Origin of the sequence: Cronobacter sakazakii (genome assembly GCF_000982825.1) — a bacterium.
In the GTDB taxonomy this organism is placed as follows: domain Bacteria; phylum Pseudomonadota; class Gammaproteobacteria; order Enterobacterales; family Enterobacteriaceae; genus Cronobacter; species Cronobacter sakazakii.
Genome location: NZ_CP011048.1, coordinates 1 through 13,118, shown reverse-complemented (window position 1 = coordinate 13,118; position 13,118 = coordinate 1). Strand labels below are relative to the sequence as shown.

General features: G+C 56.6%; 10 protein-coding genes. 8 read left to right on the top strand and 2 right to left on the bottom strand.

From position 1 onward, the window contains the following. The first annotated feature begins 11 nt into the window (after positions 1–11). Positions 12–1,070: a ParB/Srx family N-terminal domain-containing protein gene (locus tag CSK29544_RS21480; RefSeq protein ID WP_029039474.1), complete on the top strand. Its 1,059-nt coding sequence runs from the start codon at positions 12–14 to the stop codon at positions 1,068–1,070. 4 nt (positions 1,071–1,074) lie between these two features. On the opposite strand, the gene CSK29544_RS21475 is transcribed toward CSK29544_RS21480, so the two are convergent. Then, on the bottom strand, positions 1,075–1,605 hold the full coding sequence (locus tag CSK29544_RS21475) for a GNAT family N-acetyltransferase (protein WP_007887644.1): 531 nt from the start codon (positions 1,603–1,605) through the stop codon (positions 1,075–1,077). A 293-nt stretch (positions 1,606–1,898) separates the two neighbouring features. On the opposite strand from CSK29544_RS21475, the gene CSK29544_RS21470 reads away from it, so the two are divergent. From CSK29544_RS21470 to CSK29544_RS21440, 7 genes are all read left to right on the top strand, one after another. Next, positions 1,899–3,107: an MFS transporter gene (locus CSK29544_RS21470; RefSeq protein ID WP_007887641.1), complete on the top strand. Its 1,209-nt coding sequence runs from the start codon at positions 1,899–1,901 to the stop codon at positions 3,105–3,107. A gap of 210 nt (positions 3,108–3,317) precedes the next feature. Next, positions 3,318–4,015 (top strand): IS1-like element IS1B family transposase gene (locus tag CSK29544_RS21465; RefSeq protein ID WP_095033700.1). Its coding sequence is split into 2 segments (ribosomal slippage): positions 3,318–3,567 and positions 3,567–4,015, totalling 699 coding nucleotides; the frame shifts between segments, so codons are not numbered across the junction. 37 nt (positions 4,016–4,052) lie between these two features. Beyond that, positions 4,053–6,743: a magnesium-translocating P-type ATPase gene (gene mgtA, locus CSK29544_RS21460; protein ID WP_007896771.1), complete on the top strand. Its 2,691-nt coding sequence runs from the start codon at positions 4,053–4,055 to the stop codon at positions 6,741–6,743. 207 nt (positions 6,744–6,950) lie between these two features. Next, positions 6,951–8,207 carry an SLC5/6 family protein gene (locus CSK29544_RS21455; protein ID WP_007896773.1) on the top strand — a complete coding sequence of 419 codons (1,257 nt, stop codon included), beginning with the start codon at positions 6,951–6,953 and terminating at the stop codon, positions 8,205–8,207. A 571-nt stretch (positions 8,208–8,778) separates the two neighbouring features. Beyond that, entirely contained in the window at positions 8,779–9,549 is a 771-nt protein-coding gene (locus CSK29544_RS21450; RefSeq protein WP_029039500.1) for an AAA family ATPase, read from the top strand. A gap of 361 nt (positions 9,550–9,910) precedes the next feature. After that, positions 9,911–11,857, top strand: a complete 1,947-nt coding sequence (locus CSK29544_RS21445) for a methyl-accepting chemotaxis protein (RefSeq protein ID WP_007896778.1) — start codon at positions 9,911–9,913, stop codon at positions 11,855–11,857. Between the two features lie 223 nt (positions 11,858–12,080). Then, positions 12,081–12,482: an Exc2 family lipoprotein gene (locus CSK29544_RS21440; protein WP_029039501.1), complete on the top strand. Its 402-nt coding sequence runs from the start codon at positions 12,081–12,083 to the stop codon at positions 12,480–12,482. Between the two features lie 39 nt (positions 12,483–12,521). Here the strand turns inward: CSK29544_RS21440 and CSK29544_RS21435 are convergent, their stop codons facing one another. Next, positions 12,522–13,118, bottom strand: a complete 597-nt coding sequence (locus tag CSK29544_RS21435; protein WP_007896783.1) for a glutathione S-transferase family protein — start codon at positions 13,116–13,118, stop codon at positions 12,522–12,524.

Sequence of the window (13,118 nt, the reverse complement as noted above, 5' to 3'; positions counted from 1 at the left end):
AGGAAGCTCAAATGACACACTACTGGTGGAAAGATTTACACGATCGTAACGACGCCTGGCTGGGGCTTGCGCTGACGGTAAAGGGCGAAACGCCCCCAAGCCTGGCGCTGGAGATGCTGAGCGGACATCACGGACGCATGGCGTTGCAGCTGCGCGGCGAAACGCTTTTCTGGGCTTCGATGCTGAAAGATTATTCCGGCGTCTGGCTCGTCACCAACCGTGAGCATCCCGATCAGCAAAATCTGCTGCCGCCGGTGCGATCTGAGGACATTGAAGCCATCAAACGCAAGGGTGACGGCGCGTGGACGGGCGAGTGGTGCCGCTATTTCGCGCGTCAGCTGATGGACTCTCCCGCGCCGCTGCTGGCGCCGCGCGACTGGCTGTTGCGCCCGATGCTGCCCGCGAAACGCCAGTCGTCATACCTGCGCAACACCACGCCCGACATCGACCAGTGGTATTTCAAAACGCCCCCCAGCGCAGGCGACTGGGGGGTGGACTGGGCGCTTTATGGCGAAGATTTTCGCTCGCTCACTGACCCGGAGCACGTCCGGCTGGTGGACTGGTGGTGGGGCGGTCATCTGCTGATGGGCCGTTATCCGGTTGATCCGCACGCCGGGCGTCTTAAGTGGTGGCGTAAAAAATGCCGCGAGGGCGCGCTGCCGCCGGTGCTGGTCTGGTATGTCGCCGGGCTGGCGTCTTATATCGTGCTGGACGGCCATTATCGCCTGCACGCCGCGATGGAAGAGGGGATCCCGCCGTCATTCCTGGTGCTGAGCGAATACGCCGAGCGGGAGTTCCCGGCGGACGAGGCGCAGCGCGAGCGGGTGCAGCGGGCGCTGGCGTTACAGCAGGCGAACAATCCGGGCTGCAATATTGATGGCATTAATCAGACGTTAATTAATCTGTGGGACCGGCGTTACCTTTACGCCGAAACGCACAGCCGCGCCACGCTCGGCAACGGCGAAGGCTGGGCGCGTGAGGTCACGGCTTACCTGCGCCGCCACGGACAGACGACGTATCTTGAGAATGTCCTTAACGGCACGGAAAACCCGGTCGACGCCGCCGGGTGAAGGCTTACAACGCGCGCCACTCGTCGTGAGCCAGAGTGTACAGCAGGCTCGGCGGCGCGTTATCGACATCATGGATCTCACGCACGTAGCGCAATCCTGCGTGCGTCAGCACTTTGCGAGATGCCAGATGATTGCTGCGCACTACCGCAGAGACTGCCTCAAGCGCCAGATCTTCAAACCCATAGCGAACGGCGAAGCGGGCGAACTCTGTCGCCAGCCCCTGTCCCCACGCCTGCGTTGCAAAACGGTAGCCGAGATTATTCATTTCCACGTCCGCATAGCGGCGCAGGCTCAACCCGCCAAAACCGATGGTCTCATCGGGCGCGGTGGTTAACGCGATGCGCCAGTTCCCAAAACCATAAGCCTGCCAGTGCGTCAGCCAGCGAGCCATCACACCTTCCGCGTGCGCGCGGTTGGGGTACGGCCCCGCCGGGTTAAAGGTGTTGGTCGCCGGAGAGCCGTAAATCCGGAATAAATCGTCCACATCGCTCTCTGTGACCGGCCGCAGCCGCAGACGCGCCGTCTCTGCAAACATACGTATTTCCTCAAAATTGCGCCGCCTCTGTTATAGCGCAGATGCGGATACAGAACGACTCACCGTCTGGTCATAAGGAAAAAGATAACGCCTAAGGAGAGTTGACCAGTCGAATAATCCGCCGGTCTGGTTTTCTGGAGATTTTTCGGCGGCTCGTGTTAAGTGTCTGAACGGCCTTCAAAAAATAGTTTATGGTTAAAGTGTAAAGATATATCGGGCGAAACAGGGACTGGCCGCTACCGGTTCCCTGTCATCATGCGTGTCGCCTCGCGACCACGACGAAAGGAGTAGTAATGCGTGCGGAAGTCACCCTGCCTGTCGGGCAGCAGAACAGGAATATTTTTCGGCTGGCGACGGCCCAGGCGCTCGCGGGCGCGAATTCGGTGGTGTTTTACGCGACCGGGGCGATTGTCGGTGACGTGATGGCACCCGATAAGGCGCTGGCGACGCTGCCGCTGACGATTTTCGTCGTCGGGATGGCGGCATTGATCCTGCCTTTTGGCGCGCTTGCCCGCCGTTATGGCCGCCGCGCGGCGTTTATGGCAGGTACCAGTACGGGCGTGCTGACCGGGTTGACCGCTGCCTTTGCCGTGGTGACCGGCTCCTTCTGGCTCTTTTGCATCGCCGGGTTTATGAGTGGCGCGTATGCCGCCGTCGCGGTGTCATTTCGCTTCGCGGCCACCGATGGCGTGGCGCGCGAACGGCGGGCGAGGGCGCTGTCGCTGGTGATGGGCGGCGGCGTGGCGGCAGGCATTGTCGGCCCGATGCTGGTCAACGGCACGATGGATCTCTGGCCGCCCTATACCTTTGCCGCCACATACCTTGCCCAGGCGCTGGTGGCGGCGGTGTCCGCGGTGGTGCTCTGGGGCGTAAAAGCGCCCGATCCGGTCGCGTCTGAACATCAGGTACGCGGACGACCGCTTCGTGACATCGTGCGCCAGCCGGGCTTCAGCCGCACCGTATTCAGCGGCGCGGTGGCGTATATGGTGATGAATTTTCTGATGACCGCCACGCCGCTGTCGATGCATATGCATGGCCTTTCACTCCAGGATGCGAATCTGGGCATTCAGTGGCATGTCATTGCCATGTACGCGCCGGGTTTCTTTACCGGCAAGCTGATTACCCGTTTTGGTGCCACGCGCATCGCCGCACTGGGGCTTGCGATCTCGGCGCTTTCTGTCGCAGCGGGCCTTGCCGGAACGGCGGTCGGGCACTACTGGCTGCTGCTGATTTTACTCGGTGTTGGCTGGAATTTCGGTTTTACCGGTGCGTCGGCCCAAATCCTTGACTATCACCGCCCGGAGGAGAAAAACCGTGTGCAATCGCTGAATGATTTTGTGGTATTTGGCGTAATGATCGTGGGCTCGTTTTCTTCTGGTGCCCTGCTGACGCTGGTGGGCTGGAACGCCGTGCTGTGGTGCTCGCTGGTGCCGCTGGTCGTCGCAATGATAGCGCTGCTGGCTGAAAAGCGGCGAGCGGCGGCGTCATTAAACCGTTATTAGCCTATATTGCGCCAGGCGATCGGCGCTGGCGCAATATAACATCACGCGATTTTATTAGCCCGCGAATAATAAAGCCACAAAATAAAGTGAAACGCCCGAAGCGTAGCGGTAGCGGGTAAGTGCCATAAGCAAATTCTTTACCGGCAGAAATATTGGGTGATGCTGCCAACTTACTGATTTAGTGTATGATGGTGTTTTTGAGGTGCTCCAGTGGCTTCTGTTTCTATCAGCTGTCCCTCCTGTTCAGCTACTGACGGGGTGGTGCGTAACGGCAAAAGCACCGCCGGACATCAGCGCTATCTCTGCTCTCACTGCCGTAAAACATGGCAACTGCAGTTCACTTACACCGCTTCTCAACCCGGTACGCACCAGAAAATCATTGATATGGCCATGAATGGCGTTGGATGCCGGGCAACCGCCCGCATTATGGGCGTTGGCCTCAACACGATTTTCCGCCATTTAAAAAACTCAGGCCGCAGTCGGTAACCTCGCGCATACAGCCGGGCAGTGACGTCATCGTCTGCGCGGAAATGGACGAACAGTGGGGATACGTCGGGGCTAAATCGCGCCAGCGCTGGCTGTTTTACGCGTATGACAGGCTCCGGAAGACGGTTGTTGCGCACGTATTCGGTGAACGCACTATGGCGACGCTGGGGCGTCTTATGAGCCTGCTGTCACCCTTTGACGTGGTGATATGGATGACGGATGGCTGGCCGCTGTATGAATCCCGCCTGAAGGGAAAGCTGCACGTAATCAGCAAGCGATATACGCAGCGAATTGAGCGGCATAACCTGAATCTGAGGCAGCACCTGGCACGGCTGGGACGGAAGTCGCTGTCGTTCTCAAAATCGGTGGAGCTGCATGACAAAGTCATCGGGCATTATCTGAACATAAAACACTATCAATAAGTTGGAGTCATTACCGGCAAAGTACAATTCCAGAAAAATGAATAATGCCGCAAAAAAACAGGCGGCGACGTTTTGCATCGAAATGGCGTCAGCAGAGCGCCACCAGGAGACATTAGCGCGGCTGGAAAGCAGCGAAAAAGGACTGCTGGAAAAAGAGGCGCAGGCGCGCCTTGCCGCTTACGGCCCGAATGCCGTGGCGCATGACAACGCGCCGCCCGCGCTGGTGCAACTGGTTCAGGCGTTCAATAACCCGTTTATCTATGTGCTGATGGCGCTGGCGCTGATCAGTTTCTTTACCGATTACTGGTATCCGCTGCGCGCAGGGCAGGAGACCGATCTGACCGGCGTTATTATCATTGTGACGATGGTGTTGCTGAGCGGCTTATTGCGCTTCTGGCAGGAGTTTCGCACCAATAAAGCCGCGCAGGCGCTGAAATCGATGGTAAGCACGACGGCAACCGTGCTGCGTCGTACCGTCAGCAACCGTGACGGCGAGAAACGCGAAATCCCCGTCGAGGAACTGGTGCCGGGCGATATCGTGTACCTCTCGGCGGGCGACCTGATCCCGGCGGATTTACGGCTCATTGCCTCACGGGATCTGTTTATCAGCCAGGCGATACTGAGCGGCGAGTCGCTGCCGGTGGAAAAATATGACGTCACCGGCCATGTGCAGGGGAAAGGCGTAAGCGCAGATGATATCCCTGACGACAGCGCCAGCCTGCTGGAGCGGGGCAATATCTGTCTGATGGGCACCAATGTCGCGAGCGGCACCGCCTGCGGCGTGGTGGTGGTGACCGGCGCGAAAACGTATTTCGGATCGCTTGCGAAATCGCTCGTCGGTAACCGCACCCAGACGGCGTTTGATAAAGGCGTGAACAGCGTCAGCTGGCTGCTGATCCGCTTTATGCTGGTGATGGTGCCGGTGGTGCTGCTCATCAACGGCTTCACCAAAGGCGACTGGCTGGACGCCACGTTTTTCGCGCTGGCCGTCGCGGTGGGGCTGACGCCAGAAATGCTGCCGATGATTGTCAGCTCTAATCTGGCGAAAGGCGCGATTGTGATGGCCCGTCGCAAGGTGATTGTGAAGCGCCTGAACGCCATACAGAATTTTGGCGCGATGGATGTGCTCTGTACCGATAAAACCGGCACGCTCACCCAGGACTCGATTGTTCTTGAAAAGCATCTCGACTGCCACGGCCGCGACAGCCTGCATGTGCTCACACTTGCCTGGCTGAACAGCGTCAACCTGAGCGGCTCGCAAAACCTGATGGACAAGGCGGTACTGGCGTCCGGGCAGGCCGCGCTTTCACCATCGATACAATCCGGCTATTTCAAAATTGACGAGCTGCCGTTTGATTTTGTACGCCGCCGCGTTTCTGTGGTGGTGGAAGGGTATGGCGAGCATCAGCAGACGCTTATCTGCAAGGGTGCCGTTGAAGAGATGCTCTCTGTCTCGACGTATATCCGCGAGGGCGACACGGTTTACGCGCTTGATGACGCGCGCCGCGACGCGTACCTGCGCTTAACGCGCCAGTACAACGCGCAGGGCTTTCGGGTGCTGGTGGTGGCGACACGCGAACTGCCACAGACCGGGCTTGATCATCCCCTCTGCGTGGCGGACGAAAACGGGCTGATTATCGAAGGGATGCTGACGTTTCTCGATCCGCCAAAAGCGAGCGCTGCGCAGGCGATTTCCGCGCTCCATGAGCACGGCGTTACCGTGAAGGTGCTGACCGGGGATAACCCGCTGGTGGCGGCCTGCATCTGCGAGCAGGTAGGGATCAACCGCCGCGAGATCCTGACGGGCGATGTCATTGACGATATGGACGAAACGCAGCTTGCTGCGGCGGTTGAACGCTGTGCGATTTTCGCGAAGCTGACGCCATTGCAGAAATCCCGCATTCTGCGGGCGCTGCAAAATAACGGCCACACGGTTGGGTTCCTTGGCGACGGCATTAATGATGCGCCGGCGCTGCGCGATGCGGATGTCGGGATTTCGGTCGACAGCGCGGCGGATATCGCCAAAGAGTCGTCGGATATCATTTTGCTGGAAAAAGATCTGATGGTGCTGGAGCAGGGCGTGCTGACCGGGCGCGAGACCTTCGGCAATATCATCAAATACCTGAACATGACCGCCAGCTCTAACTTCGGCAATGTTTTTTCGGTGCTGGTGGCGAGCGCGTTTCTGCCGTTCCTGCCGATGCTCGCCATTCATCTGCTGGTGCAGAACCTGATGTATGACATTTCGCAGCTCTCGCTGCCGTGGGATCGCATGGATAAGGCGTTTCTGCGTCAGCCGCGTAAATGGGATGCGCAGAATATTAAGCGCTTTATGATCTGGATGGGGCCGACATCGTCACTGTTCGATATGGCGACCTTTGCGGTGATGTGGTTTGTGTTTGCCGCCAATTCACCTGCGGCGCAGTCGCTTTTTCAGTCCGGGTGGTTTGTGGAAGGGCTGCTGTCGCAGACGCTGGTGGTGCATATGCTGCGCACCCGGAAAATCCCGTTTATTCAGAGCCGCGCCGCGCTGCCGGTGCTGATAACCACAGGGATCGTGATGGCAGTCGGCATCGCCATTCCGTTCTCGCCGCTCGGCCATATGATTGGGCTGGTGCCCTTGCCGTTGAGCTATTTCCCGTGGCTGGTGGGGATTCTTTTCACCTATTGCGTGGTCGTGCAGGGCATGAAACGGCTGTACATCCGCAAATTTGGACAGTGGTTCTGAGTAAACCGGTGACAAAGGGGCCGACGCCCCTTTGTTATTACCACGCGCGTCGTTGCGTTTATTTACGTTTTATCCGCCGTGAACTTCGAATTCAGCGGCCGATTTCTATATCATTCAGCCCCTGTTTGCGCCCTGTGCGTTTTTCCTTAACCGGCCTGTGAAAACGGCATCGGTACATTCTTAATCTACAAGCTGAAAACAGAGACAATGACAATATCAACCACTACGGACAGCAGCCTGCCTGCCCGTACCGGCTGGACGTTCAGAGATACCCTCTGGATGCTGGGCGTTTATGGTGCCACCGTCGGCGCAGGGACACTGTTCCTTCCTGTCGAAATCGGCACGCGCGGCCCGCTGGTTTTTCTTTTACTGCTGGTGCTGGGCATTCCCCTCTCGCTGGTGCCGCATGTGCTTATCTGCCGTGTATTTATGCGCGACAACCGGCCCGATGACGGTACGTTACCGCTTTTTGGCGCCTTTTTCGGCGCAAAGGGGAGAACGGCAATTCGTATTTTCTTCTGCGTCGCCCATTTCCCGGTCACCCTGGTCTATGCCATCTCGCTGGTCAACGCGCTCTCAGATTTTCTGGTTAATCGCCTGCATTTCGCCCCGGTGAACCGCGCGCTGCTGGCGTTTATTGTCGTTGCGGCTTTATTCCTGGCGCTCAGTAAAGGCCGTGACAAAGTGGTGAGCATGATGGGCGCGCTGGCGCTGCCGTTTGCGGTGTCGCTGCTGCTGATAGCGGTTATCCAGATCCCCGCCTGGAGCCTGGCGAATTTCAGTATGCCGCTCATCCCGGCTGGCGAGCCCGCCGGTGAGGCGTTTAAAAATATCTGGCTGACGCTGCCGCTTATCTCCTTCGCGCTCTGCTCTGCGCCGCTGATTGCGCCGCTGGCGTCGTACTATCGCGAAAACGGTCATGGCGGCGAGGCGAAGTCGGTGCGGGTTGTGCGTGTGGCCTATGCGCTGATCATTTTCAGCATCGTATTCTTTGTGCTGAGCTGCCTTCTCGCGAACCCTCCGGCCACCTTCGCACGGGCGAAAGCGGAAAACCTCAATATGCTCTCGGTGATGCAGAGCCAGGGCGGCCTGGATCTGCTGTTTATGATCGCGCCTTTTATTGCCATCGTCGGGATGACCAAATCGTTTCTTGGCGTGTGCCTGCCAGTTGCGGAAACCATTACGGCGCTGGTGGCCGGGCACGCAGGCATGAAGAAACAGGCGAAGACGCTCGCGTTCCTCGCGATGTTTATCGCGACATTCGGCGTGGTGGATCTTAACCCGGACGTGATTACGCTGATTGAAACCGTCTGCGGGCCGCTGACCGCCATCTTTCTTTTCCTGATCCCGACGTACCTCATTTACACCCGCGATGCGCTGCGTTCACTGCGCGGCCCGACGGCTGTCATGGTCGCCACCGGCGGCCTGCTCACGGTGTCCGCGCTGCTTTACAGCACGTTCTGATACGCGATTTGCATCTTATTGCGCAACAAACCCTGCTCCGGCAGGGTTTTTTTCTGTGTACGCCCGGCAGGTTGCGGCCATTTCGTTGCCGTCAGTGTTTAACCGCGTCAAAAAATAACCGGACAAATTACCGCTTTATTTCCGGAATTAATACTGAGGAAAATCTTAATTCGCCGATTCACGGGATAAGGAATAACTTATTTATCGATAATTATTTCGGCGGTTGACGGCTTTAAGATTTTTGCCTATCTTCACGCTAAATCAAATTTTAGTGATACTTAATTATCAAGTTTTCCTGATGCAATCTCGTGGGGTATTGATGACCTGCAAGCCTGACGGGAGATGCAAAACCTACATGGGGTATTCAACGGGACGCTTTTAACATCGTAATGCGCAGAAAAGACACGTAAAAACGCAGGCAGAAATGACTCTGGCGTCGGATAAATCGTGTCTGCTCACTGGCGCCATCATTATTCTTAAAGATAAAAGCGTAGCGCGATCAAAGGCCTTATTCCGTAATGAATGAGGCCGGGATTATTACATTTGTAATTACACGCTTAAGGAAAATAAAATGACACCACCTAACAATTTGTTCACGATTGAGCCACAACATGACAGGAAGGCGTTTTATTCCGGGCTGGAAGAGAACGGCATTCACGCCACCGATTTGATGGCTATGCTTGCGGTCGGAAATATTCCTGACGTGATGTATCGCGAAACGGAAATTCTTTCGGCGCTGGCGATTCTGTCATGCCGTAATACCAACAGCCTGGTGGTATCGGGAAATGAAGGGGTTGGCAAATCCTGTTTTGTCCGTAATCTCTCGCGTTACCTGTTGCAGATCCAGCCAGGGTGCCATCTGGCTGAAATAAATATGGTGTCGCTGTTTGCCGGGAATGCCAGTGAGGAAGAGATAGAGAAAAAGCTGGCACTCGCCGTGGCGCTCGCCGGGCGGTATAAGGTCATACTGTATCTGGATGGCACGCACGCGTTCACGGCGGAAAACGACGAGATGTCGCCGGGAATGCGCTTACTGAACTTGCTTAAGCCGTATCTGATGACGCCGTTCCGCTGCATTATTTCCGCGCCCTGTGAAGCGACGGAAAAACTGAAAAATGACGCCACGTATAAAAAACGCTTCCGCTATATCACACTCTGTTCACTGAACGGGATGCAAAAGAAAAATGTGATCTTACATCGTTTCGGCCATTCGCCTTTTATTGAAGATGCGCTGGCGGCGTCGGGCGGCGAAACCCGGGAATTACATCAACTTATTGAGAATATCGATTATCTTCAGTCGCTTGAACGCGTAAAAGCGAAACTGGAGTTTGTTGAGTCCTGATCGTGCGGGCGCGGATGTCCATCGATTTTATTGCCTGCGGAACGCGCGCTTTGTAAATATTTAAGATTTAACTTATGCCTTAAGTTTCCCTTAAGGTTATGGCGCTACGATAGCATCATCAGGAAAAGGGGCACCTTAGCCAATATTCTGTTTACGGGCCGCTGCGATGTCAGGCGGCCCGCTTTTTTTCTGAATCCAGTCTGTTTCCTTTCTCGTTGATCGTAATACGTTTCCCCGTTTCGCTTATTCCGACCCGTTTGCGTTAAGAAAATTTAATGGCCTGTAAGCATAAGGCTTCCTGGATAGTTGCCGATAGTGAGTAAATATGTCCCGCCTTTCTGGCGGCGTCCGGGAGAAGAGAATGATCGCTCAGCATCCTTCGAAAAGAAGGCTTAAGACCAAAACCCTCATGCTGTTATCGATTTTCGTCACGATAACCGCAGGCTTTGGTATCACGATGGGTTTACTGCTCTGGCAATCGATGTCGCAGCAGGAATATGTCGCGAAAAAACACCTGCAACAAATTGCGCAAACGCAAACCTTAGAGGTGAGCCGTCGTCTGGATTCGGCGTTAACCGCCGCGCGCGATGTGGGTATCAGCGCATGGTCGCTGCGCGAGTCCGGGCTTAACGATCGTAAAGGCCTGGAGCAGCTATTAGTCAGCTTTCTGCGCGCTCATGATGATTTTTTATCGATGTCACTGACCTTTGAACCCAACGCGTTTGATGCCAACGACGCCACGTTTGCAGGGCAGGCGGGCCAGGATCCCAAAGGGCGCTATGCGCGTTATGTGGATCGCGACAGTGCAGGCAACCCGGCGCTGCATAACCTGGTGGATTATGAAACGCCCGGTAGCGGTGACTATTACGTCCTCCCGCGTCAGCGCCAGAAAGATGTCATCATCGAGCCGTACATTTACCCGTACAACGGCGTGGATGTGATGCTGACCTCGATTGCCGCCCCGATAATGCGCGACGGCAAATTCCAGGGCTCGGTGACCTCCGATTTCTCCCTCGAAACGCTGCAAAAAATGGTGGGGGCGATTAAACCGTGGGATGGCGTGGGCTATGCGCTGCTCCTCTCGGCTGACAATAAAGTGATCTCCGCGCCGGATAAAGCGACTATCGGCAAGCCTTATAAGGGCACTGTGACGGGCCGCGAAGTGATTCGCTATGACGATCCGGTGCTGGGCGAACCGGCGTTTATCACCTGGAACACGATTGCCGTGGGCAACAGCGGCACGCCATGGAAGCTGGCGGTGGTGACGCCGGTCAGCGTGGTGATGGCCGAAGCCTGGCAGGGGCTTATCAATGCCCTCATTCTGATGGTGCTGAGCATCGCGGTTGTGAGCCTGGTGGTGGCGCTGGTGTTTACCCGCAAAGTGGCGCGCCCGGTGGGCGGTGAGCCGCTGGAGGCGTCCGAAATTGCGCTTTCTGTCGCGCATGGCAATCTGAATAACGCGATTCCGGTACAGCAGGGCGATACCCGAAGCATCTTTTATGCATTAAGCACCATGCAGTCGCGGCTGCGCGAAATTGTCGGCGATATTAGCGATGCCAGTCATTCCGTGCGCGCCGGCAGCAGTGAAATCGCTGCAGGCAATACCGATCTCGCCTCCCGCACCGAGGAGCAGGCGGCGGCGATTGTCGAGACGGCGGCCAGCATGGAAGAAATTTCCGCGACGGTGAAAAACAACGCCGAAAGCGCGTCACGCGCCATTGTGCTGACGGAGCACGCGAAAGATATCGCAGGCGCGGGCGAAGCGCTGGTCGATCGCGTGGTGCATGTGATGTCGCAGGTGGATGAGAGTTCGCAGAAAATCAGCGACATCACCAGCATCATCGACAGCATCGCCTTCCAGACTAACATTCTGGCGCTGAACGCGGCCGTGGAAGCGGCACGCGCCGGTGAGCAGGGGCGCGGTTTCGCCGTCGTGGCCGGTGAGGTACGAACGCTCGCGAGCCGCAGCGCCAACGCGGCGAAGGAAATTTCGCAACTCATCGCAGAATCGACCGGTCGCGTCGGGCAGGGCGTGACGCTGGTCAATGAAACCGGCTCGACGATGAAACAGATAATCGAAGCCGTGACCAGCGTTCACCTGGCTATCAATGAAATCGTGCGGGCGCTGGATGAACAGACCCGCGGCGTGGATCAAATTAGCGTGGCGGTGAATCAGATGGACAGCGTGACCCAGCAGAACGCCTCGCTGGTGCAGCAGGTTTCGGCCGCGGCGATGTCGCTTGAAGAGCAGGCGAAAGCGCTGGAAACCGCGCTGGCATTCTTCAGTACCCGCCAGCAGAAGGGCTGACGACGTAATGCTGCTGATAAGCCGTGCAGGGCTCACCCTGCGCGGCTTTTTTACGGACATCGGACAAATGCATGTCTTCTGAGTTCGCGCAATCCCCTGATTCGGTATGTATTAACCCTGTATTCAGCACGGTAATATTTGTCGCCTGATACATGGGGTTAGCGCACAAAAGCAACATGCGCCGGGCCTCAACACGATAAACAGACAACTTCAGGAAGAAAATATGAGGCGTTATGGAATGGTAGTCGTGGCTGTGGCTACGCTGTTAGCAGGATGTACGGCCAGAACGTCGCCAGAAATGCACGCGCGCCACTATGTTTTGCAGGGGATGGAATCACACGACGCGAATTTGAGGGTCGATAAAGCAGGCAGCATCGCCGCGTTTCTGCCGGCATTTACCAGCGTCTACAATCAGGGCAAAACGGATAAAGCACAGGGGCGCGACATCGCCTGGGCAGAGCGTCAGGCGAAGGCTTACCGTGACGATGCCTGCGGTATGCAGACCACCAGTGAATTTGCCAATCATCGCGGCCAGTTTCTCGATGACAACACCAGCCCGCGCGAAAAACGGATGCTGGGTGACGATTTGGCGCAAACCTATCTGGACGGCTTTTACGGCCGGTGAGGGCATACGCGGTGGCGATAATATACCGGCTGGCCGTCATCACTGGTTATTTCGCTGCTGGGCCAGGGTAAACGTGGGACGGGAAAAGGCGCGATTCACGTAATTTTCGAGCGTCTCGCTAAGCGTAATACCGCCCAGTTTTGCCCAGAAAAGCGTATGCGACATAAAAATATCGGCCAGCGTAAAATCATCGCCCGCTATCCACGGTGCGTTGTCCGCCAAATCCACCATCGCCACGGCTTTTGCGGCTTCGGTTTTGAAGTAATGTGTCAGTGCGGCGGACCGCTGCGCTTCCGGCACAAAAATCATCTGTTTAAGTAAATTCCATACCGGCGATTCCAGATCCGTTAAGGCGAAACTGATCCAGCTGTTTATCGCGGCGCGTCGGACGGGATCGGCGGGAAAAAGCGCGGTGGCAGGCTGTTTTTCGCAAAGCCAGGTGCAGATGGCCAGCGTCTCGCAAATGGAAACGTCGCCATCTGTCAGAAACGGGACTTTACCGCGCGGATGCGGCGAGGGTACTTCCGGGGCGTCGCAAAGAATATCGGCTTTGATGGACTCATACGGCATGCCCAGTTCTTCAAGCGTCCAGAGCACCCTGAGCGAGCGGCTCTTGGGATAAGTATAAACAATCAC

Coding starts and splice junctions, on each gene's coding strand:
- CSK29544_RS21450 (WP_029039500.1), top strand. CDS start 8,779: ATGACACCACCTAACAATTTGTTCACGATTGAGCCACAACATGACAGG.
- CSK29544_RS21455 (WP_007896773.1), top strand. CDS start 6,951: ATGACAATATCAACCACTACGGACAGCAGCCTGCCTGCCCGTACCGGC.
- CSK29544_RS21475 (WP_007887644.1), bottom strand. CDS start 1,605: ATGTTTGCAGAGACGGCGCGTCTGCGGCTGCGGCCGGTCACAGAGAGC.
- CSK29544_RS21445 (WP_007896778.1), top strand. CDS start 9,911: ATGATCGCTCAGCATCCTTCGAAAAGAAGGCTTAAGACCAAAACCCTC.
- CSK29544_RS21480 (WP_029039474.1), top strand. CDS start 12: ATGACACACTACTGGTGGAAAGATTTACACGATCGTAACGACGCCTGG.
- CSK29544_RS21440 (WP_029039501.1), top strand. CDS start 12,081: ATGAGGCGTTATGGAATGGTAGTCGTGGCTGTGGCTACGCTGTTAGCA.
- mgtA (WP_007896771.1), top strand. CDS start 4,053: ATGAATAATGCCGCAAAAAAACAGGCGGCGACGTTTTGCATCGAAATG.
- CSK29544_RS21470 (WP_007887641.1), top strand. CDS start 1,899: ATGCGTGCGGAAGTCACCCTGCCTGTCGGGCAGCAGAACAGGAATATT.